General features: G+C 71.0%; 19 protein-coding genes and 1 pseudogene. 7 read left to right on the top strand and 13 right to left on the bottom strand.

Annotated elements, in window-relative coordinates; genetic code table 11:
• Positions 1-639: 639 nt before the first annotated feature.
• On the top strand, positions 640-3333 hold the full coding sequence (locus tag ACN28A_RS14900) for an ATP-binding protein (protein ID WP_421395828.1): 2694 nt from the start codon (positions 640-642) through the stop codon (positions 3331-3333).
• 57 nt (positions 3334-3390) lie between these two features.
• On the opposite strand, the gene ACN28A_RS14905 is transcribed toward ACN28A_RS14900, so the two are convergent.
• The 3 genes from ACN28A_RS14905 to ACN28A_RS14915 all read right to left on the bottom strand — a co-directional run bounded on the left by ACN28A_RS14905 (position 3391) and on the right by ACN28A_RS14915 (position 5682).
• Positions 3391-3984 carry an SRPBCC family protein gene (locus ACN28A_RS14905; RefSeq protein ID WP_421395829.1) on the bottom strand — a complete coding sequence of 198 codons (594 nt, stop codon included), beginning with the start codon at positions 3982-3984 and terminating at the stop codon, positions 3391-3393.
• Between the two features lie 139 nt (positions 3985-4123).
• Entirely contained in the window at positions 4124-4615 is a 492-nt protein-coding gene (locus ACN28A_RS14910) for an SRPBCC family protein (protein WP_421395831.1), read from the bottom strand.
• A gap of 119 nt (positions 4616-4734) precedes the next feature.
• A complete protein-coding gene (locus ACN28A_RS14915) occupies positions 4735-5682 on the bottom strand; it encodes a helix-turn-helix transcriptional regulator (RefSeq protein WP_421395833.1) in 948 nt (315 codons plus the stop codon).
• 92 nt (positions 5683-5774) lie between these two features.
• Here ACN28A_RS14915 and ACN28A_RS14920 point away from each other — a divergent pair, with 92 nt between their 5' ends.
• Positions 5775-6242, top strand: a complete 468-nt coding sequence (locus tag ACN28A_RS14920) for a VOC family protein (protein ID WP_421395835.1) — start codon at positions 5775-5777, stop codon at positions 6240-6242.
• 326 nt (positions 6243-6568) lie between these two features.
• Here the strand turns inward: ACN28A_RS14920 and ACN28A_RS14925 are convergent, their stop codons facing one another.
• Positions 6569-7981 carry a PHB depolymerase family esterase gene (locus tag ACN28A_RS14925; protein WP_421395837.1) on the bottom strand — a complete coding sequence of 471 codons (1413 nt, stop codon included), beginning with the start codon at positions 7979-7981 and terminating at the stop codon, positions 6569-6571.
• A gap of 422 nt (positions 7982-8403) precedes the next feature.
• Between ACN28A_RS14925 and ACN28A_RS14930 the strand changes: the two genes are divergently transcribed.
• The 3 genes and pseudogenes from ACN28A_RS14930 (at position 8404) to ACN28A_RS14940 (ending at position 9858) form a co-directional block, all read left to right on the top strand.
• Positions 8404-9321, top strand: coding sequence for an SDR family NAD(P)-dependent oxidoreductase (locus tag ACN28A_RS14930; RefSeq protein WP_421395839.1), 918 nt, complete (start codon positions 8404-8406; stop codon positions 9319-9321).
• Positions 9322-9435: 114 nt separating this feature from the next.
• A pseudogene (locus tag ACN28A_RS14935) lies at positions 9436-9564 on the top strand (hypothetical protein); the annotation flags it as partial.
• Positions 9565-9621: 57 nt separating this feature from the next.
• Positions 9622-9858 carry a hypothetical protein gene (locus ACN28A_RS14940; protein WP_421395841.1) on the top strand — a complete coding sequence of 79 codons (237 nt, stop codon included), beginning with the start codon at positions 9622-9624 and terminating at the stop codon, positions 9856-9858.
• A gap of 272 nt (positions 9859-10130) precedes the next feature.
• Here the strand turns inward: ACN28A_RS14940 and ACN28A_RS14945 are convergent, their stop codons facing one another.
• Positions 10131-10733, bottom strand: coding sequence for a winged helix-turn-helix transcriptional regulator (locus ACN28A_RS14945; RefSeq protein WP_421395843.1), 603 nt, complete (start codon positions 10731-10733; stop codon positions 10131-10133).
• A 131-nt stretch (positions 10734-10864) separates the two neighbouring features.
• On the opposite strand from ACN28A_RS14945, the gene ACN28A_RS14950 reads away from it, so the two are divergent.
• Positions 10865-11599, top strand: coding sequence for a DUF899 family protein (locus ACN28A_RS14950; protein WP_421395845.1), 735 nt, complete (start codon positions 10865-10867; stop codon positions 11597-11599).
• A 274-nt stretch (positions 11600-11873) separates the two neighbouring features.
• Here the strand turns inward: ACN28A_RS14950 and ACN28A_RS14955 are convergent, their stop codons facing one another.
• The 4 genes from ACN28A_RS14955 to ACN28A_RS14970 form a co-directional block, all read right to left on the bottom strand.
• Positions 11874-12968: an ABC transporter ATP-binding protein gene (locus ACN28A_RS14955; protein ID WP_421404394.1), complete on the bottom strand. Its 1095-nt coding sequence runs from the start codon at positions 12966-12968 to the stop codon at positions 11874-11876.
• A 68-nt stretch (positions 12969-13036) separates the two neighbouring features.
• Entirely contained in the window at positions 13037-13882 is an 846-nt protein-coding gene (locus ACN28A_RS14960) for an ABC transporter permease (RefSeq protein WP_421395847.1), read from the bottom strand.
• 3 nt (positions 13883-13885) lie between these two features.
• Positions 13886-14686, bottom strand: coding sequence for a molybdate ABC transporter substrate-binding protein (gene modA, locus ACN28A_RS14965; RefSeq protein WP_421395849.1), 801 nt, complete (start codon positions 14684-14686; stop codon positions 13886-13888).
• A complete protein-coding gene (locus tag ACN28A_RS14970) occupies positions 14683-15129 on the bottom strand; it encodes a TOBE domain-containing protein (protein ID WP_421395851.1) in 447 nt (148 codons plus the stop codon). Before ACN28A_RS14970 ends, modA begins: the two co-directional genes overlap by 4 nt.
• A gap of 393 nt (positions 15130-15522) precedes the next feature.
• Here ACN28A_RS14970 and ACN28A_RS14975 point away from each other — a divergent pair, with 393 nt between their 5' ends.
• Positions 15523-17340, top strand: a complete 1818-nt coding sequence (locus ACN28A_RS14975; RefSeq protein WP_421395853.1) for a carbohydrate-binding domain-containing protein — start codon at positions 15523-15525, stop codon at positions 17338-17340.
• A 136-nt stretch (positions 17341-17476) separates the two neighbouring features.
• On the opposite strand, the gene ACN28A_RS14980 is transcribed toward ACN28A_RS14975, so the two are convergent.
• The 4 genes from ACN28A_RS14980 to ACN28A_RS14995 form a co-directional block, all read right to left on the bottom strand.
• Positions 17477-18322 (bottom strand): MOSC domain-containing protein, encoded by an 846-nt coding sequence (locus ACN28A_RS14980; protein WP_421395855.1) that lies wholly within the window; start codon positions 18320-18322, stop codon positions 17477-17479.
• 117 nt (positions 18323-18439) lie between these two features.
• The gene (locus tag ACN28A_RS14985; RefSeq protein ID WP_421395857.1) at positions 18440-19069 is read right to left on the bottom strand and encodes a copper resistance CopC family protein; all 630 of its coding nucleotides are present in this window, start codon (positions 19067-19069) and stop codon (positions 18440-18442) included.
• Positions 19070-19154: 85 nt separating this feature from the next.
• On the bottom strand, positions 19155-20372 hold the full coding sequence (locus ACN28A_RS14990; RefSeq protein WP_421404396.1) for a Dyp-type peroxidase: 1218 nt from the start codon (positions 20370-20372) through the stop codon (positions 19155-19157).
• 23 nt (positions 20373-20395) lie between these two features.
• Entirely contained in the window at positions 20396-20983 is a 588-nt protein-coding gene (locus ACN28A_RS14995) for a copper chaperone PCu(A)C (protein ID WP_421404398.1), read from the bottom strand.
• Positions 20984-21601 lie beyond the last annotated feature (618 nt).

The raw sequence follows: 21601 nt of genomic DNA on the forward strand, positions 1-21601 counted from the left end.
TCGCGGCACTGACACGGACGTACCGGGACCGGCCCGGATTCCAGGGCGTCTAACCGGGCCTCGACGGCATCGGAGCCTATTGATGTAGGGCCAGGACCTGCAGGGATTCAGCGAGACTCATGCGGACTAAGGTGGACGCGGCCGAACGGATTTCTGATAGAGTCGAACCTGGAGGAGACTAAAATCCACTTCGGACTACGGATCAGAAGGTTAGGGGTTCGAATCCCTTCGGGCGCGCAAGATCAAATGTCGCCTGACCTGCGAATGTGCGGGTCGGGCGCTTTGTTTTCTAATCCCGGTTGGACGGGTGGGTGCCACGTGGATGCGATGTGGCTGCCGGCCCGGGTCGCGCTGGTGCAGGTGTCGGCGGTGATCACGATGCTGGAGCGGCCGAGGAGATCTTGCGGGGTCTTCGGGTCGGCACCGGCCTGACGGGCGAGGGACGCCGCCCTTCCGCGAGTAGGTGGCCAACGCGACCACGCAGTAGACCACGCCTTCCTGGTCGGGTGTTCGGTGATGTCGGTGACCCGCAGCCGGTTCGGCTCGCCACGACCTGAAGACGGTCGTGCCGCCCGCGCCAACCCCTTCTCGCGTGGCCCGCGTAGAGTTCCGACGAGGACGAGATCGGGATGGGGGTAAATGCGATTCGTCGCGCGGCAGTCGGAGTTGCGCGAGCTCGGCGCGCTCTCGGCGGCTGCGGCGGACGGGCGCGGAGGCGCGATGCTCGTCCTCGGCGAGGCGGGCATCGGCAAGTCGACGCTCGTCGAGGCCGCGGTCGAGTCGCTCGACGGCTGGCGGGTGCTGCGCGCGAGTGGCGTCGAGTTCGAAAGCGAGTTGCCCTACGCGGCGCTGCACCACCTCTGTGCTCCGGTACTGGAGTACCGCCGTGAGCTTCCGGCACCTCAGCGGCTCGCACTGGAGACGGTGTTCGGGCTCGGCGCAGGTGCCGCACCGAATCCCATGCTGGTCGGCCTGGCCGTACTGAGCCTGCTGGGCGCCGCAGCGCAGGACCTTGCGGTGTGTTGCGTGCTCGACGACGCGCAGTGGAGTGACAAGGCGTCGCGGCAGGCACTGGCCTTCGTCGCGCGCCGTATCGGTGCCGATCGGGTGGTGCTGGTGTTCGCCGCCCGGGGAGTCGCTTCTGTCCCGGAGTTCGACCGCCTCCCCCAACTCGTCGTTGCCGGGCTCGCGGCAAGTGAAGCCCTTGACCTGCTGCGTTTGTCAGCGTCGACACTGCCCAGTCACGACGGTCCGGTCCTGGAACGAATTGTCGCCGAGGCGGACGGCAATCCGCTCGCGCTGGTGGAGTTCGCCCGGAACGCAGATGCGTTGGGCCTGCCGAACGTGGCGACCGGAGGCGTGCAGGGCGCGTTGGAGGCGCAGTTCACGCGTCGGATCCAGCGGATGCCGGCGCGGGCCCGGTCGGTCATGGTGCTCGCCGCGGCGGAGCCCTTGGGCGACCTCATGCTGCTACGCCGCGCCATGACGGTTCTCGGGCTGGACGCCGCCGATCTCACCGGTGCTGAGGAGGAGGGCCTGGTGCTGGCCGGTCCTCCCTTGCACTTCCGGCATCCATTGGCTCGTTCCGCGGCGTACCGGTCGGCGGATGCCCGGACACGCCGGCAGGTACACGCGGCGCTGGCCGAGGCGACCAGTGCCGATACCGACGCGGACCGTCGCACGTGGCACCGAGCCAGCGCGGCCGCCGTTCCCGACGAGTCGACAGCGGCGGAGTTGGCGCGGTCGGCCGTGCGCGCGCACGAACGTGGGGGCTTCGCCGCGGCAGCGGCTTTTCTGGAACGCTCCGCCCAGTTGACGCCGGACGCCTCGCGGCGGGCAGGTCGGCTGCTGTCCGCCGCCCGAGCGCGGTTGAAGTCCGGGTCGCCCGAAGCCGCGCGTGAACTGGTGAACCAGGCACGCCTCGGTTCGCCTGGAACGGCTGACGGCGCTGAGCTGCGCCTCCTGGACGCGATGATCGACTACCACGTGGCGCGTAGTATCCCGGCGACGCTCGCACTTGCCGACGCGGCCGAGGAGCTCGAGCCCGACCAGGCCCGCGAGACCTACCTGGAGGCGTTCGCCTCCCTGATGTTCAGCATTGACGAGCCCGGCCGGCTGCGCCGTCTCGCCCTACGCATCCAGGGGCGGGTACCGCGACGGTGTCCGCCCCGCGCCGTCGATCTTCTACTCGACGCCCTGCTCGCCCAGAACCTGCTGCCCGTCGACGAGGCGGCACCCGCGATGCGCCGCGCGGTCGAGGCGTTTCAGCATCAGGCCCGGGTGCCCGATGCGAGTCCGTGGTGGATGGAGCGCGCCTGTGTGCTCAGCGCCGACCTCTGCGACGAGGTCGCGATGGAGCAGCTGACCGACCGTCAGGTCGAGCTTGCCCGGGCACAGGGAGCCTACGCGATTCTGCCGCATGCACTGCGTTTCCAGGCGGCCGCCAGGATCATGGTCGGCCGGTTCGACGATGCGGCCGCCAGCATCATCGAGGCACGCGCGGTCGACGAGGCGGCGGGCACGACCAATCTCCTCGGCTCGGACCTGACACTCGCCGCCTGGCGTGGTGACACCGAACGGTTCCGCGAGGTGCGAGAGGTGCTGCGCCACTGGGCCGGGGTGGAGTACACCGCCGTCTTCTACGCGAAAGGCGTGCTGTGCAACGGGCTCGGCGGCTACCAGGAGGCGCTCGACGCGTTGCTTGTCGCGCGAGATCGGCAGCAGCAGGGTTCGTATGTCGTCTCCGCGTTCCACGGTGAGCTCGTCGAGGCGGCCGTGCGTGCACGTCGGCCGGAGGAGGGCAGGCTCTCCGCCGCCTGGCTTGAGGATCTCGCGCGGGTCAATCCCACGTCGTGGGCGGTCGGCGCGCACCTGCTCGCGCGAGCGCTGCTCGAGCCGGGCCTGGGCGCCCACGAGCTGTATGTCGGTGCGATCGACCGGTTCGCCCAAACCCGGCTACGTGGGCACTATGCGCGCGCTCGCCTGCTGTACGGGGAGTGGCTACGCAGTGTGGGCCGCCGTGCCGAGGCGCGGGTGGAGCTGCGGGCCGCGCACGAGCTGCTGAAGACGGTAGGCGCGCGAGCCTTCGCCGACCGGGCCGTACGGGAGCTGGCGGCCATCGGCGAGCATCCCGGTGTCGACGAGACCGACCCGCTCAACGCGCTGACCGAGCGGGAGCTGCTTGTCGCTCGCCGGGTCGCGTCCGGCGCGGGCACCAAGGAGGTGGCCGCGCTGCTGTTCGTCAGTCCCCGCACGGTCGATGCCCACCTGCGCAGCATCTATCGGAAGCTGGGGATATCGTCCCGACGCCAGCTCCGCGAGTTCCAGCTGTAGGACAGACGGCTGGCCCCGCCACCGGGGCCGGTGGCGGGGCATCGGATTTCAGCGCCGTCAGAGGCGGTGCCGCTCGCAGTCCCGTTCAGCCGTGGTCTTCAGGTCTCGTAGCCACGCATCGAGACCTGCCCCGAGCGCGGTGGTGGCGAACTCGACGTCCGCCTCGACCTGGCGGCCGCGCCAGGTCTCCTCGGTACGCACGAGGACCTGGCCCCCGACCTCGGTGAAGGTCCAGACGTGGACCCCCTCGTCGATACGCAGTCCTTCGCCCACCGCTGGACCACTCCACCGCACGCACTTCTGCCGCTGGAGCTGCCGGACGGTGGAGGTGACCACGAGAGTGGTGGCGGGATTGAGGTGTGTCTCCTCTACCGGAGTCGTCCACCGGAACGAGGAGCCGGCGCGCAGCGGACCGGAGTCGAGACGCCGGCTGGTCAGGACCGGCGGTTGCCAGGACGGCCAACGCTCCACATCGGTTTGCAGCTTCCAGATCGTCCGAAGCGGTGCGTCGATGACGGCTTCGGCCCGGTAGCGGATCTTGGCCTTCGGGTCGACGCTCTGCCCCGCGCAACGCGGTGCTCCGGAGTTTGCGCCGCCGCCCTGCGCGGAGGCCTGCGCCGACGTGGCCAGGACCCCCAGAACGCCGGTCATGGCCAGCGAGGCCGCCAGCATTCGCATGATGCCCGGCCAGGATGCCGGACGGAAGACGGTCAAAGTTTTCCCTCTCACTAGGTTCGTCGCGCGATGAAAACTCGTCGCTATCCGACGGCGGCGGTTTCAGCGGTCGGTTTCAGCGGTCGGTTTCAGCGGTGTCCTTGAGCCGTTGCAGCCAGGTGACCAGGCTCTCGTCCAAGGCTGCCTGGATGGAATCGGGGTCGGCATCGACCGGCGGGCCCGCGAAGGACTCCTCCGTGGACACGACCAGTCCGTCGTCGCCGGGAGCCAGTTTCCAGACGTGGATGCCCAGAATGCCGTCCGATCCGTTGGCGTGTCCGGACCAGACCAGGCGTTCGTACGGCCGCACCTCGGCGATGGTCGAGACGATGTCCAGCCCGGACGCGGACCACCGGAACACCGATCCCGGCCCGAGAGGGCCTGGGGTTTCCACCCGCGCGTACGGAAGCTCCGGCAGCCACGTGGTCCACGCGTCGATGTCGGTGAGAACGTGCCACACGGTCTCAGCCGACGCGTGCACCGTGACGCTGTGGCGACTGATCACCGGTGCCGTCTCGTCGATCCTCGAACCTTCGGTCGCCGCGCCGGTGACCTGCCCGTTCTCCATCGCGCTACCTCTCTGCGGTGAACGGCGGCCAGTTGGCCGCCACCGTTTCGCGGGGCTGCCCCGCACAACGGAGACGATCCTGCCAAGGCACCCGCCTCGCCGGCATCGGCAAGAACTACCTACTCGTCGTGGCCGCTCTCCACCCGGCGCAGGTCGCCGGCTTTCGCCGCCGCCGCGACAGCGGAAGGGCTCGTGGTCGGATCACGCTCCGGCGGGCCAGGTCGGTCGGGCGGTGGAGCCATTTCCTGGACACCGATGGTGGCCAACAGTTCCAGTTTGCTCTGCGCGTCGGTGCCCGGTCGCGCCGTCAGCACCACGACCCGCAGGTCGCTGTCCTGGGTCGGAAGGATGTTGGCGTCCAGGGCGATCTCGCCAACCTCCGGATGGACAGCGGTTTTGTGCGCGCTTTCGTGAGCCGCGACGGTCGGACTCGCCCACAGCTCGCGGAACCGTGGCGTGCGGTTCAGGCGTTCGATCAACGATGCGACGTCGGGATCGTTCGGGTACCGGCCGGTGGTGGTCCGCAGGTCCGCGACGAGGGACTGCTCGAACCACGCCCGTTCCGCCGGGGTCTGTCGGACCCGGGGGTTCCGTCGTTCGAACTGGGTGATCATGGCGTTCCGGTCCTCGACGCTGGCTCGGGACGGGTCACCCCAGGTTGCCGCGAACAGCGGGTTCCAGTGCAGCAGCTGCCAGGCGGCGTCGTACACGGCCAGGGGGCTGGCGCCGAGCTGGTCGGCAACCCGGCGCACACTGACCGGCACCAGTCTGGGGATGCGGTCCGGGTTGGCGGTATGCCCGGCCAGACGCAGCAGGTGGGCCTGCTCCTCGTCGTTCAGCTGCAACGCGCGGGCCAATGCCGAACACACCTGAGCCGACGGGGTCTTCGCGCGGCCCTGCTCGAGTTGCGCGACGTACTCGGCCGAGATGCCCGCCAGCATCGCCAGCTCACCGCGGCGCAGTCCGGCGACCCGCCGCGGTGCGTGGTGGGCCAGCCCGACGGTGGTGGGCTCCAGTCGGTCCCGCCAGGCGCGGAGCGCGGCACCAAGGTGGTTCATCCGCTTCATGATCCGGCATCCGGTCGCCTCTGTCCTGGTACCAGCGGTACGAGGAAGATCTCCGACTCCCTCGGAACGTATCGGTGTAGCAGCATCGGCGGATGCTCAAGGTGACGCGAATGAACCACATCGGCGTGCCCGTCAGCGACCTCGACCGGTCGGTGCGGTGGTACGAGGATGTTCTCGGGATCGCCGCGAACGGCGTGACCATCTCGGCCGACAACGCTGCGCTCGGCGCCGTGGTAGAAGTCGAAGACCCCGCGATGCGAGCGGTGTTCTCGCTCGCCGGAGACAACGTCCTGCTGGAACTGATCCAGTACGACCGGCCGGCGCCGAAGCCGTTCGAGGGCCGAAACTGCGACGTCGGGGTGATGCATCTCTGCTTCGAGGTCGACGACATGGACGCGGCAGTAGGCCACCTGCGGAAACGCGGCGTCCACCTCAACGCCGACCCGGTGACGTTGGCGAGCGGAGACGGAATCCACGCTGGCGAGCTGGCCGGTACCAAGATCCTTTACCTGCGCGACCCGGACGGCATCCAGTTGGAACTCTTCGAACTCCCTCGGTGACCACACACCGCGCTGCCCGGCTACACGGTTACACCTGGACGTAGCCGGATTCGCGGCTTCCACCAGGCGGACCGAAACGGCCTTCGACTATCGTTGGTGCCCGTTCTCGGCCTGCCGGGGGGTCGTCTGACGACGACCGGCGCCGGGCCGACGGAGCGGCCCACCGGGCGGCCGGATGGTTGACCACGCCGTCGGTGTGATCCGGGCGGGCCCGGCGTCACACCGAGCCCGCCCGGCTTCCGGACGGCCTGTTCCAGACGTTCTGGTTGGTTTCCCCCTGCGGCCGGTGGACCCGCACGCCCCCGCACAGGACGGGCCACCCAGGATCATCGATTGATTGCCGCGAGGCTGAATCGCTGGTTGGTCTGTCCGTGGCAGTCGTAGATCTGGATCTGTGCGCCGTTGGCCGTGCTCCAGGCGTCCAGGCACCGCCCGGACTGCACGCCACTGATGGTGCCGTTGGAGTTGACGTTCCACTGCTGGTTGGTCTGGCTGTGGCAGCTGTAGATCTGCACCGCCGCGCCGTTGCCGGAACCCGCCGCGTCCAGGCACATGTCCCCGTACACCCGTAGCTGCTTGTTCGAGGTGTACGTCCAGGACTGCTGGACCTGCCGGTTGCAGTCGTAGAGCCGTACCCGGGTGCCGTTGGTACGCGACGCGTTCGGCACGTCGACACACCGGCCCGACTGCGCCCCGACGATCTCACTGGCCGAACCGGGTGGGCCCGTTGGCGGAACGGTAGGCGAAACGGTGGGATTCACCGGGGGCGTGGTCGGGTTGCCCGGGGGCGTGGTCGGGTTGCCCGGTGGGGTGGTGGGTGCGGCGCGGTCGAGGCCGAAGAACTGGATGGCGGCTCGGGCCATGCCGGTGGACGGGAGGCTGTGTCCGGCGCCCTGGATGGCGTATGCCTCGACCTGGGTGCCGAAGCGGCGGCGGTTCCAGTTGGCCTGTGGGGTGTCGGTGGAGGTGGGGGTTTGGCTGAGTCCGTGGACGTTGGTCCACTGCTCGATGGATTCCTGGAGCAGCGAGTAGGGGACGAGGGTGTCGTTGGTGCCGTGCCAGAGTTGGATCGGTGGGCGGGTGCCGGTGAAGCCGGGGTGGGCGGCGCGGACCATGTCGCCCCATTGTTGGGGGGTGCGGTTCATGGTGCCGTTGGTGCAGGGGCCGCCGGGTGGGTAGGCGGCGGCGTTGGCGAAGCAGTTGAAGGGTACGCCCATGAAGGAGGCGCCGGCTTTGAACAGGTCGGGGTAGACGGCGAGCATGTGTTGGGTCATCATGCCGCCGGAGGAGCTGCCGGTGGCGTAGACGCGGTTGATGTCGCCGCCGTGTTGGGTGCGGGCGTAGTTGACCATGGATTCGATGGAGACGGGGTCGCTGCCGCCGCCGCGTCGTTTGGATGCGTCTGACCAGGTGTCGAAGCATCTGCCGAAGCCGGCTTCCTGCATGGCGCTCGGGTAGATGACGATGAAGCCGTACTGGTTGGACAGTGAGGCGAATTCGCTGCCTGAGTAGAAGCCTGGTCCGGAGCCGCCGCAGCCGTGCATGGCGACGACGATCGGTGGGTTGGCGGGGCGGTTGTCCGGTACGTAGATGTGCATTCGCATGCCGCCGGGGTTGTTGCCGAAGTTGGTCACCTCGACCAGCGACGCGGCGGATGCCGGCGGGGACAGGGCAATGCCCCCGACCGCGAGGAGCACGGCGCTGGCGGACGCTACCAGCGCCGCCCTGGTTCGTGACATGACACCTCCATCGATGTTCGTTTATCTAGACCTTAGGCACGTACCTGACGACCGTCAAGTAAGTGTCTAACGTCTTCTGCTGCCGGCGGGGTCCCGCCCGGGCGAGCCGGCCGGGTACCGGGCCGGTGCGGTCGAGTGACGGAGGCGACGGGACACTGCCGCGAGAGAGCGAAGGCGGGCGCCCTGACACGCCAGACCGGCCCCACGGCGCGGGGCCGGGAGCGCCGTTTGCGCCCCGTCCGTCGTACGGGGCGTTGCACTGCCGCGCTCGACGCGCCACCACCGCCCGAGCCGGTGGTCGGAGACGGCCGGCCGGTTCGGGTCGACCCGGGCGGGTACCAGGCTTCGCTGGTCGGGCAGTCCGGCGCGCGTTTCCGGCGCTGTTGACCTAGACCCCGGTCTAGCACCTAGCGTCCGCTGTCATGAACGGCGACACAACCCCACCGAGCTTTGCTGCGCAGCTCACCGCTACCGACGTCCTCGACGGAATCGACCTCGGCGGCAGGACCGCGGTGGTGACCGGAGGCTATTCCGGCATCGGCCTGGCGACGACCCTCGCGCTCGTCCACGCAGGCGCCCGAGTCGTCGTACCGGCCCGCCGGCCGGACGCGGCGAAGCAGGTGCTGGCCTCCGTGACCGGCACCGACGTCGCTGCGGTCGACCTCTCGGACCTCACCTCCGTACGCGCCTTCGCGCAGCGGTTCCTCGACGCCCACGACACCCTCGATCTTCTGATCGCGAACGCCGGGATCATGGCCTGTCCCGAAACGCGGGTCGGTCCCGGCTGGGAGGCGCAGTTCGCGACCAACCATCTCGGCCACTACGCGCTGACGAACCTGCTGTGGCCGGCCCTGACCCGGTCTCCGACGGCTCGGGTCGTCTCGGTCGCCTCCGGCCGTGCACCGGCCTGGCACATACGTTGGGACGACGTGCACTTCGACCGTGGGTACGACAAGTGGGAAGCCTATACGCAGTCGAAACTCGCCAACATACTGTTCGCGCGCCATCTCGACGTACTCGGTCGGGAACGCGGTGTTCGAGCCTTCTCGGTAAATCCCGGCTGGGTCCGCACGCCGCTGCAACGGCACCTCGACGTCGACGAGATGGTCGCCGCCGGCTGGATCGACGCCGACGGCACCGCCAGACCCGGGCTGTTCAAGAGTGTCGAGCAGGGTGCGGCGACGCAGGTCTGGGCCGCCACCTCGGGCCAGCTCGACGGTTACGGTGGCGGCTACTGCACTGACCACCGCATCGTCGAGGGCGATCCCGCCGACGGCGCCGAGGCCGCCCGGCTCTGGATGCTGTCGGCCGAGCTCACCGGCGTGGACATCGCCCGGTGAACTTCCAACAGCCTGAGACACTCCTGCGGAAGTGCGACCGAGAGCGATGAGGGGCGGACCTCGCCGCGCTCCCGGCCGTCGTCGTCGTGGTCACTGAGCGACCGACCGGGCTGGCTGACGCTACGGGCACGCGGACCGACACTCGACCGGCCCGACGCCGCCGTTGTCGGCCGCCGCCAACAACACCACGACTGCCGGGTTGTCACCCACCTCGACGCCGGATCGGGTCGCCCGGGCCTGACGGTACGGATCGACGAAGCCCACCACTACGACCTCGAAGCGGAGGGTGACACGGCGCGGGTGGCCGCCCGCATCGGACCGCCGTGCCAGACGGTGGCGGAGCATGCGATTTCCGCCGGGCCGGTCACGCTGGCGATCGCCACCCGCACGGATTCCGGGTTGCCGCCCACGGTCACCATGACCGGCGACGCCGACCAGGCGCACACAGGTGTGCGCGCGGCAGGCCCGGACACCATCAGTTTCGAGCTCGTCACCGACGAACGGACGATCACCCTGGCGGAACTCGACGGCCGGTAGCTGTCGACCGAGTCGCGTCCGGCTTCACCGGACGCGTCATCGGCATGTAGGTCACCCGAGGTGAGGCCGCCTTCGACTGGCTACTTTACCTACCCACACCCCCGCCGGAGGAGCTGACGACCTGAGGCCCGCTCCGCACCACAGACCGGCCACCAGCAGCCGTGGCTGGGCCTGAAACGGTGAAGCCGGCCAACTCGTCGGGTGGGCCACCGGACACCCGGTGGCCCACGGTGCGGCTACCGCTCGCGGCGTTGCCGGGCGGCGAGCCGTGCTCAGGAGTAGAGACGCAGGACCCGTACGACGGCCTCCCGGTCGCCCTCGACGCGTACTGTCCCGTCGCGCTCGGCAGGTGCGAGTGGCAGATCGTCGAAGAGGAGTCTGCTCCAGACCGTCGACTCCGCGGTTACCGTGGCAGCCGGCTCCGTGGCAACACCCGGCCGGACGTCGAAGCGCCCGTCGATCGAGGAGACGCGGTATTCGCGGATCGGCGGGTCGGTGCGCCGGCCGTCGTAGAGGCGGAGGGTCAGGGTCGGTGCCCCGTCCGGCACCTCCGGAGCCATCGTCCGCATGGCGAGGACCGTCCCGTCGGGAGTCATGCCGCCGTCCGTGCTCGGGTCGGGACCGGCGGAGTACCAGCGCCCCAGCGATCCCAGGACCGACTCCAGCTCGCGGCCCCAGGCCGTCGCGACGTAGGCGCGGGTGCGGGCCAGGTCCGGCAGGACGACCTGCTCGACGATGCCGCTCTCCCGCAGTGACCGCAACCGGTCGGTGAGGACGGCCGGGGTGATGCCACGGACCGACTCCTGCAGGTCGGCGAAGCGCTTGGGTCCGAGGATCACCTCACGCACCACGATCAGGGTCCATCGGTCACCCACCAGGTCGAGAGCATTCGCGGCGCGGCAGGCGTCCCCGAGTTCCCGAAAGGTCCGCTTGGTCGGCACGACTGCTCACTACCTTCCCCAGTAACTATGGTCACACAAGTGCTCGCTATGTTTAAAATATCGACATGACAGCCATCCACGCCACCACCCCTGCACCGCCGGTCGTCGATCGCGGGACCTGGCTCGGCGCGCGCGAGGCACTGCTGGTCCGCGAGAAGGCCCATACCCGGGAGGGCGACGCGATAGCCGCCGCCCGGCGCCGCCTGCCGATGACCGAGGTGACACCGGTCCCGCTCGTCGGAGCGTACGGCCCGACGCCACTACCGGACATCTTCGCCGGCCGGGACCAACTCGTCGTCTACCGGCACATGTGGCACCCCGGCAAGCCGTTCGAGGACCAGTGCGAAGGCTGCACCGCCACCATCTGGGACTTCCAGAACGCGGCCTACCTCGAGGAGCGCGGCATTTCCTTCGCGGTCTTCTGCGCGGGACCGTACGAGGAGGTGGCTCCCTTCCGCGACTTCATGGGCTACACCCATCCGTGGTATTCGACGCACGGCATCGAGGATCCCGCCTACGCCGGCGACGGTGGCGGCGAGATCGTCTGCTTCCTGCGCCGCGACGACCGGTTCTTCCTGACCTACGAGACGACCGGCCGGGGCGTCGAAGCGATCATGTCTTCGCACAAGCTGCTCGACCTGACCGTCTACGGCCGGCAGGAGGTCTGGGAGGACTCACCGGAGGGCTGGCCGCAGGAACCGACCTGCACGAGGTGGCGCAGGGACGGCCGTCCCGTTCCGCAGTGGACCAGACCAGGAGCTGGGCCGGTCGGCGCACACCGGCAACAGCACTGCCACTGACGGGGCGACAGCGGGCCGCGAGGCTCCAGCACCGCCGGGTTGCGCGGGTTGGAGCCCGTGGACCGGCTCAGGAAGATACTGCGAGCGCGCTGCCTCTACTGCCGGGTTCCGGTTCGGGCGGCCCGCTCGACGCTGTCGATCAGGCGGCTGTTGTGCAGGGCGTGGCCGAATCCCGGGGTGTGGTGGGTCCGTCGGTGATGTCGCGGGCCAGGCTGGCGTACACCTCGCCCATCCGGCCGGTGTACTCCTCGGTACAGAACTCCCGGTCCGCCGTCTACGGCCCGTCGCCGGCGTGCACGGTCCCGGTGCGGCGTTCGGTCGCGGCGGGGTAGACGCGGGTCTCGGTGGCCTTGACGGCGACCCAGACCGGTTGACCGGGTGCGAGGCGCAGTTGGGCGGCGGCCAGTGGGGTGATGTCGGCGGCCACCCCGACCGCGCCGCCGAGCTGTACCCGCAGGTTGTCGCCGTGCCGTTCGACGCCGGTGACGGTGGCCTGCCAGGTGTTGCGCGGGCTGCCGTCCGGCCGGTTGGGGTGCAGGGCGACGGCCGACGGTGGGAAGGCGACGAAGACGTCGCCGTCGTGGCGTTCGCCGGTGGTGAGCGTGAACCCGGCACCGACGACGACGGTGTGCCCGTCGGCGTGGCCCCGGTAGAGGTTGAGCCCGACGAGCCGGGCGACGTAGTCGGTGCGGGGCTGGGCGGTGATGGTGGCGGCATCCCCCTCCTGCACCACCCCGCCGTGTTCGATGATGACGAGCCGGTCGGCGAGGACGAGGGCGTCGAGCGGGTCGTGGGTGACCAGCAGGGTCGCTCCGGTGTGCGCGGCCAGGTGTCGCCGGAGCTGGGCGCGGGTGTCGAGCCGGGTGCGGGCGTCGAGTGCCGCGAGGGGTTCGTCGAGGAGCAGCAGCGCCGGGTCGACGGCGAGGGCGCGGGCCAGGGCGACCCGTTGGGCCTGCCCGCCGGAGAGCTGCCGGGGCTTGCGCCGGGCGTGTTCGGCCAGCCCCATCCGCTCCAGCCATTCGGCGCCGCGCTGCCGTGCCTGCCGCCGGGGCAGGCCGTGCCGGCGGGGCCCGAACGCGATGTTGTCCAGGGCGGTCAGATGCGGGAAGAGGAGGTAGTCCTGGAAGACGACGCCGATCGGACGCCGTTCGGTAGGCGTCCAGATCCGCCGGTCCGGTTGGTCGAGTACCCGGCCGGCCACGGTGAGGTGTCCGGCGGAGAGCGGCAGCAGGCCGGCGAGGGCACGCAGCGCGGTGGTCTTGCCCGCCCCGTTGGGGCCGAGAAGCGCGACGACCTCGCCGGCGTCGACGGTCAGCGGCAGGTCGAGCCGGAACGTGCCGCGGTGCACGATCAAGCGGGCGTCGAGCACCGGGCCCGCTGCCGCCGGTCCGGTGCCACCGCCACCGGACGAGCCACCGTGCACGGTCAGGTCGGCGGTCACGGCGCGCTGATCCAGCGGTCGCGGAGGCTGGCCAGGATGGCGACGGAGACGGTGAGCAGGACGAGGCTGAGCACGATCGCGGCTTCCAGATCGGTCTCCAGGGCCAGGTAGACAGCCAGCGGCATGGTCTGGGTGCGGCCGGGGAAGTTGCCGGCGAAGGTGATGGTGGCGCCGAACTCGCCGAGGGCCCGCGCCCAGCAGAGTACGGCTCCGGCGGCGACGCCGGGGGCGACCAGGGGCAGGGTGACGTGGGTGAAGGTGGTCCACCGGCTGGCGCCGAGGGTGGCGGCGGCCTCCTCGTAGCGGGTGTCCGCGCCGCGTAACGCACCCTCGACGGCGATGATCAGGAACGGCATCGCGACGAACGCCTCGGCGAGTACGACGCCGGTGGTGGTGAACGGCAGGGTGATCCCGAAGGTGGCGTCGAGCCAGCCGCCGAGCAGTCCCCGGCGGCCGAAGACGAGCAGCAGGGCGACGCCGCCGACCACCGGTGGCAGCACGAGCGGGACGGTGACCAGGGCGCGTACGACGCGGCGGCCGGGGAACTCGACCCGGGCGAGCAGCCAGGCCAGGGGTACGCCGAAGAGCAGGCAGAGCAGGGTGGCCAGGGTGGCGGTCTGTAGCGACAGCCGCAGCGCGGTGACCACGCCCGGATCGGCGAGCCGCTGCGGCAGCGTGCCCCACGGGGTGCGGACCAGCAGCCCGAACAGCGGCAGCACCAGGAAGAGCAGACCCAGCGAGGCCGGCAGGAGCAATGCGACCGGCGCCCGGCCGGTGCGTCTGGGACGTGTCCGTGGCGCGGTGTGGCCGGACCGGGCCACCGCGTCGTCGAGCGGTGACATCGGCTACGGAGCCTGGAACCCGGCAGCGGTGAGGACGGTCCTGCCGGTGTCGGAGAGTACGTGGCTGACGAACGCCTGGGCGGTGGTCGGGTTTGGAGCGTTCCTGACCACGACGATCGGATAGTCGTTCACCGCCGCGGCCGATTCGGGGAACTCGATCCCGTCGACGTCGTCGGCGGCGGCCCTCGCGTCGGTGCGGTAGACCAGCGCGGCATCGACCTCGCCCAGTTTCACCTTCGACAGGGCGGCCTTGACGTCCTGCTCCAGGGTGACCGGGGTGAGTCCCACGCCGGCGGAGTCGAGGGCCTTCCTCGCCGCCGCCCCGCAGGGCACCTGCTCGGCGCAGAGCGCCACCTTGGTGTCGGGCCCGGTCAGGTCGGCCAGCCCGGTGACCCCGTCCGGGTTGCCCTTCGGCACCACGACGACGAGCTGGTTGCGCGCGAACGTGGTCGGTGCGCCGGCACCGTTGCCGGCGTCGGTGACGACCTTCATGTTCGCCGGTGCGGCGGAGGCGAACACGTCGGCCGGCGCACCCTCGTTGATCTGGGTGGCCAACGCGGAACTGCCGGCGAAGCTGAACGTCACCCGCACCCCGGGATTCGCCGCCTCGAAGTCCTTGCCGATCCGGGTGAACGACTCGGTGAGCGACGCGGCGGCGAAGACCGTGACGTTGCCGGTCAACCCGGCACCGCCACCCTCCGGCCGGGGGCTGGCGGAATCGTCCCCGCCGCCGCAGCCGGCCAGTGCGACCACCGCCGAAGCGGTGAGGCCGGCCAGGGCGACGCGGAACCGTCGTCCGCTCATGAGCCGGTCCTTCCGCTGCTGACCGCGGGTGCCCCTCTGCCGGCCACGCGTGTGGTGGGCCGTTCCACGACGACCGTGGTCGACTTGATCACTGCCACCGCCACCGAGCCGACCTCGAGACCGAGATCGTCGGCCGCCTCGCGACTCAGCAGCGACACCAGCCGGAACGGGCCGGCCTGGATGTCCACCTGCGCCATCACCGCGTCCTTCACCACGGCGGTGACGATGCCGCGCAGCCGGTTACGCGCCGACGACCCGTCGGTGCGGCCGTCGGGACCAGCGGACTGCGCGCGCACGAATTCGGCGAGGTCCACCCCGTCGATCATCCGGTGGCCGTGCTCGTCCCGACCCGCCGGCAGCCGTCCGGCGTCGATCCACCGCCGCACCGTGTCCACGCTGACGCCGAGCAACTCGGCGGCCTCACCCATGCGAAACACCGTCACGGCGTGAATCTAACCGACCGCAACTGCCCCGGTCCATCGGCCGAAGATGCCGTATCCGCGATAGCAATTCCCTTGAAAGGGCTGCAGGTGCGCGATTGTGGAGCGGTTGCGGTGCAAGCCTGGGCAGGGCATGCTTCCGGCGGTTCACCCGTTACGGCGACGCGCCGCACCGGTTCCCCGTCGCCGCCACCCCGACAGGTCGGCTGGTGTTCCGCCGGATGCGGGGGCGACGACCAGCCGCCTCGGCCGGCGTGCGGCGAGAGGTGCGCGTCCGGATGGATCCGTCGACGCCGTGGGGCGGCGGCGGCCTCGAAATCCACCGAGTTCATTTATAGTTGTCGATGTGTTCATCCAGGCGTCCGGTCCCATCCGCACCCGAGTCAGGACAGAGCCATGAAACGCATCCCACCGAGAGCCATCGTCGCCGTCGGGCTCGCGACCGCACTGGTCGCCGGCCCGATGGAGGCACCGGCCATCGCTGCGGCGACCGTCCCGATCACGCTGACCGGCGCCAGCGCCACCAGCCCCAGCGCCGACGTCGTGATCGCCGGCCGGGCCGTGACGATCACCGCACCGGGCACCTACGAGGTCACCGGCACCCTCAACGACGGTTACCTGAACGTCGACACGTCCGCCTCGGGCACCGTCGAGCTGATCCTCAGCGGCGCCACCATCACCAACTCCAGCAACGCACCGTTGCAGGTCGCCGACGCCGACCAGGTCGTGATCACGCTCGCCGCCGGCACCACCAGCCGGCTCACCGACGCGACCAGGTACGTCTACCCGGACCCGAACACCGACGAGCCGAACGCCGCCCTGTTCAGCAGCGCCGACCTGCGGATCACCGGCAGCGGAGCGCTCAACGTCCGGGGCAACGCCTACGACGGGATCACCAGCAAGGACGGACTCGTCATCGAGTCGGGCACGATCACGGTGAACGCGGTCGACGACGGTATCCGGGGCAAGGACTTCCTCGACATCACCGGAGGGACCCTCGACGTCACGGCCGGCGGCGACGGCATCAAGTCCGACGACACCGAGGCGGACCGGGGCCGGCTCGCCATCTCGAACGGCACCGTGCGGGTGAGCGCGGGTGACGACGCGATCAAGGGCGAGAACACCGTCGCCATCTCCGGTGGCAACGTCACGGTCACCAACGCCTTCGAGGCCGTCGAGAGCCGGCAGATCACCATCAGCGGTGGCAACGTCGACGTCACCGCCCGGGACGACGCGCTCAACGCCACCGAGGAAGGGTACGGCGACTTCGACGTGGCGCCGAACGCCTTCGTCCGGATCACCGGCGGGACCACCCTGGTCAACTCCACGATCGACGGCATCGACTCCAACGGCTCGGTGACCGTCACCGCCGGCACGGTCGTGGTCAGCGGGCCGAGCACCGGCAGCCCCGGCGAGGGCGCGATCGACTCGAACGGCCCGGTCTACTTCAACGGCGGTACGGTGCTCGGGGCCGGATCGACCTCGATGGCGGTGCTGAGCCTGCCGCCGACCTCCGGCCAGGGCTGGGTCGCCCCGCAGCTGTCCAGCAGCCAGCCGGCCGGTGCCCTGCTCCACCTGGTCTCCGGCAACCAGGTGATCGCCTCCTACCGGGCCCCCAAGAGCTTCCGGGAGGTGGTCTTCTCCTCCAACCGGATCCAGAACGGGCAGACCTACGACGTCTACCTGGGCGGCAGCCTCTCCGGCACCACGGTCGGCGGAATGGCCACCACCGGCGGCAGCATCGCGGGAGCCAGCCGGCTGATGACGGTCACCGCCGGGCAGTACCGCGGCGGCCTGGTCGGCTGGCCGCCCGGCGGGCCCGGCTGGCCGCCGCCGAACACCCCGCCGCCGACCACTCCGCCGCCGACCAACCCGACCACGCCGCCGAACCCGACCAACCCGCCGCCGGGCGCTGGCGGTTGCACGGCCAGCTACGCCATCACGAGCCAGTGGCAGGGCGGCTTCCAGGGCGACGTACGGGTGACCGCCGGCTCGTCCGCGATCCGGGGCTGGCGGGTCACCTGGACGTTCGGCAACGGCCAGACGATCAGCCAGTCCTGGAACGCGACCGTCAGCGCCAGCGGCTCGGCGGTGACGGCCACGAACGTCGCCTTCAACGGCTCACTCGGCGCCGGGGCCAGCACCACCTTCGGATTCATCGGCACCTGGAACGGCAGCAACACCGCCCCGGCGGTGACCTGCACCGCGACCTGATCGGGTAGCGCCGGCCTCGCCGGCGTCGGCGGTCCCGACGGCGCCGATCTTCCATCGGCGACCGCCGCTCGATCGGCGGAGCCCGGCACCACCCGGTGCCGGGCTCCGCGTTCCGGGGCGGATGCCCGCCGCAACGTCAGGCCAGCACTTCCACGGCGTCACCGACGCTCACCGTACGACCTTCGCGGGTCGCTCCGTCCGGGTCGGCCCGCACGGTCAGCTGGAGACCGAAGAGGAGCTTCTGGTCGACGTTCCGCCGCGCGGCGAGCGTCCGTAGCGGCTCCCGGCCCCGCTCCCCGGTCTCCTGGTCGATCGTCGCGACAGCACAGCGGCCGCACTCGGCGGCACCGTGGAACTCGGCCCCGCCGATCCTGATCCGCCGGCCGACCCAGTCGGCCTCTGCCCACGGCGCGGCACCACTGACCACCAGGTTGGGGCGGAACCGGGTCATCGGCAGCGGCCCCTCGGTGCTGCCCGACTCCAGCAGCCAGTCGTTGAACGCGTCCAGCGACGCGGTGTTCGCCAACAGCAGCGGGGTGCCGTCGGCGAAACTCACCTCGGCGCCGGAGCCGGCCGGAACCTCCCAGGGCACGAGGTTGCCGGCGGGGTCACCGAGCCAGACCAGCCGGGCGGGGCGTCCCAACAGCCGGCCCAGCCACTCGTCGGCCTCCGGGCCGGCGGCGCGTACCTGCGAGGGCGGCCGGCCGCGATACACCAGGACCTGGCTCGCCTCGCCTCCGGTCGGTTCGGCCAGGTAGAGCGGGGCCAGTCCCGGTGCGTCCAGGGTCAGCCCGCCCGGCCGGGACACGGCCCGCATCGTCACCAGTTCCCGGTGCTGGTGCTGGGACAGGCCGAGCCCTTGTTCGTCCACGATCAGCCAGCGCCGGTCGCCGTCCAGGCCCCACGGCTCGACCCGGGCCGACTCGCGGTCCATCCGACGGCAACCCTTCACGGGGTACGTGTGAATCGAGACGACTCGCATCCGGTCAGGATGGCACGGGGCGGCGTGACGCGGGGTAACCGCGATCCGACGATCGTCCGGGTGCGGCGGTCGGCGCCGCTCGTACCCCCCGACACCGTGCCCGCCACGATCCTGTGCTCATCTCCCGCGGCGCCGGCGCCCTCGGCGTACCAGGAAGAACCCGGCGGCGGCCAGCGCGACGCCGAGCCCGGCGGCACCGGCACCGTAACGCACCGCTCCGGAACCGGTGTCCGCAGCTGGCACCCGGGCGACCGGCGACGCCGGCGGGTCACCGGAGGTCGCCGGCGGGCCGGCCGGAGCGGCGGTCGGCTCCAGCGCCGGGGGCAGTGCGACGGTGAACCGGAACTGTCCCTGGATCGGGTGCCCGTCGGCGGAGACCACCCGGTACGCGACCCGGTAGTTGCCGGACCGGACCGGCTCGACGGGCAGCCGTACCCGCCTGTCGACCGCCCGTGGCTGACCGGCGCCGTGCCGGACCCCGTCCGGGCCGGTCACGACGACCGTGCTGAAGTCGCCCCGGACCAGGCCGTTGAAGGTCAGCGTGATCTCGTCGAGTTGACTGCTCACCGTCGAGTCGGCCCGGGGGTCGCTGGTCAGCAGCTCGGCGTGCGCCGCCGCCGGCCGGACGTCCAGCAGCCCGCCCGCCAGGGCGCCGGTGACCGCCAGCGCGGCCAGCGCCACCCGCCGTCGTCCGGCGTTCCGGATCCCACCGTCCGGCCCACCCCGGCTGCCGGGAACTCGTCGCATCGGTCGTCCTTCCCGGTTGTCGCTCTTCCCGGTTGTCGCTCTTCCCGGTTGTCGCTCTTCCTGGTTGTCGCCCGGCCCGTGCCGGTCAACCCAGCACCTGTTCGCCGATCCAGCCGCCGGGCCCACAGCCGGGTGGGATGGCGAAGACGGCGGAACCGATCGGGGTGATCCAGTCGTTGAGCAGGTCCCGTTCGGCGAGCCGGCGCTGGATCGGCAGGTACTGCCGTGCGATGTCGGCCTGGTACGCCGCGAAGATCAGTCCGCTGTCGGCCCGCCCGTCGGCGTCCGGCACCGCGTCGTAGTTGTAGGGCCGGCGCAGGATCTTGAGCCGGTCGTCGGACACCCGGGCCCGGGTGACGTGTGCGAAGTCCGGCATGACCGGCAGACCTGCCTCGTTCAGGGCCGAGAAGTCGGGCTCGTCCCGCTCGTGCCGGCCGGTCAGCGGTGCTCCGGTGTCCAACCGTCGGCCGACCGCGAGTTCCTTGTCCGCCCGGCCGAGCCTGTCCCAGGTCTCCAACTCGGCCCGGATGCGTCGCAGCACCAGCGTGCTGCCGTCGCGCAGCCAGTCCGGGCCGTCGCCGACCCAGACGGACTGCTCGAAGGCGGCGGTGCCGGGACGGGGATTGGCGGTGCCGTCGAGTTGGCCCATCACGTTGCGCTGGGTATGCCCGTCGGCCTGGGCACCCCGGCTGCGCCGGAAGCCCCGCTGTACCCAGCGGACCGCCGCGAACGGCCGGGCGTCCTTGACCAGCATCCGTTGCGCGTGCGTGACAGTCAGCGGGTCGTCGGCGCAGATCTGGAGCAGCAGATCACCACCGGACCAGGCCGGTTGCAGCCGGTCGATGTCGAAGACCGGCAGTGCGGTGACGGACGGCGGCCGGCGGTCGTCCCGGCCGGCCGCCGGGTAGAGGTCGGGGCCGAACCCGAAGGTGACGGTGAGCCGGGCCGGCAGCACGGCGAGTTCCGGTTCGGTGTCGGCCAGCGGCGCCCGGCCCTGGGTCAGCCGGGCGGCATCGTCGGTGAGCAGCCGCATCAACCGGCCCAGTGCCGCCCGGTCGACTCCCCGGTGCAGGGTGAAGGCGACGAACGCCGCGTGCGCCTGCGGGTCGGTGGCGATGCCGGCCTGGCGGGCGCCGTAGAAGGGCACGACGTCGGTGCCGACGGCCGTGGCGGCGCCCGGGTCGACCGGAACCGGTGCCGGCGCCTGCCGGCCGGCGGCGGTCACGGCGACCCCGGCCGCCGCCCCGGCGACGGCGCCGCCGACGCCCAGGGCACCGCCGGTGAGCAGGCGCCGCCGGCTCACCGCGCGGGTCTCGGAGCGGTCGGTCACGGCGCGGGACTCATGGTCATCCCCGGCGCGGGGGCCATCGGCATGCCGGAACTCGGGTCGTAACTCTCCTCGGCGCCGGTGAACGGCTTGGCCACCGCCGTGAACTCGCTGGTCCGGCCGTCGGCGAAGGTGAGGGTGAAGGTCAGCTCGTCACCGGCCCGGACCGGCCTGCCCAGCTCCATCAGCATGAAGTGGTCGCCGCCCGGCTCCAGCACGTGACTTCCACCGGCCTTGACGGTGATGCCGCCGGTCTTCGGCCGCATCACCATGCTGCCGTCCTTCATCGTCATCTCGTGCAGCTCGATCGGCGAGACGGAGGTGCTCACCGCGGTGATGGTGACGTCGGCGCCGGTGTTGTTGACCAGGGTGCCGAAGGCGGCCGTCATGCCCTTGTCGGCGGCCTTGACCCACGGGTCCCGCACCATGAACGTCGCGCTGTCGGTGCTCGCCGACGAGGCCGGGCCGGGCGGGTCCGCCGGGGTGTCGACGGTTTGGCCGCAGCCCGTCGCGGCGAGTACCGCCAGCACGGTGGCGGCGAACGTGGCCGCCCGGCGACGTACGCCGGATGATGCCGACCTGCGCATATGTGTTTCCTCCGCTTTCTCGCTGCTCGTTCTACTACTGGTCGTCGTGGAGCAGCGGTTGGTTCCAGCCCGTCGAGCCGGAGCGGAGTAGATGCCGGCCCGCCGCCCCAGGCTGACGCACATGACGGCGGTCGGCACACTCACCGGCGCCGGTCGCCGGCCCGCGATCCGGTGCAGCACCGTGTCGGCGGCGTGCGCCCCCAGGCAGGCGGCGGCGTAGGCGCTCATCCGGAACGGCAGGTCCGACGGTGCCGCCGAGTCTCCGGCCGCGACGATGCGCTCGTCGTCGACGCTGCTCAACGTCTCGTCGGTGAGCAGGCGCCCCACGCCGTCGGTCTCGATACCTGTGGGACCGGCGCCGACGACCGTCAGCGTGGCCGTTGCGGGGGTGCTGGCGAGGACCGACCGCAGCCGCTGCGCGCCGACCACCAGCACCTCGGTCTTCCCGTTCATCGGTTTCTCCTTCACGGCGGAGGGGATTCGGCCACAGGACACCGTTCGGGTGACCGCTGTGACAGGTGTGCGACAGCTCACCGCGGAGACGGGCGCGGTGTCGCCCCCGCCGAAGGATGGGGCCGGGGGGTCGTTGCCGAGACGGCCGACCGGTAGGTTGTTCCC

Origin of the sequence: Plantactinospora sp. WMMB782 (genome assembly GCF_049179135.1) — a bacterium.
Taxonomy (GTDB): Bacteria; Actinomycetota; Actinomycetes; order Mycobacteriales; family Micromonosporaceae; genus Plantactinospora.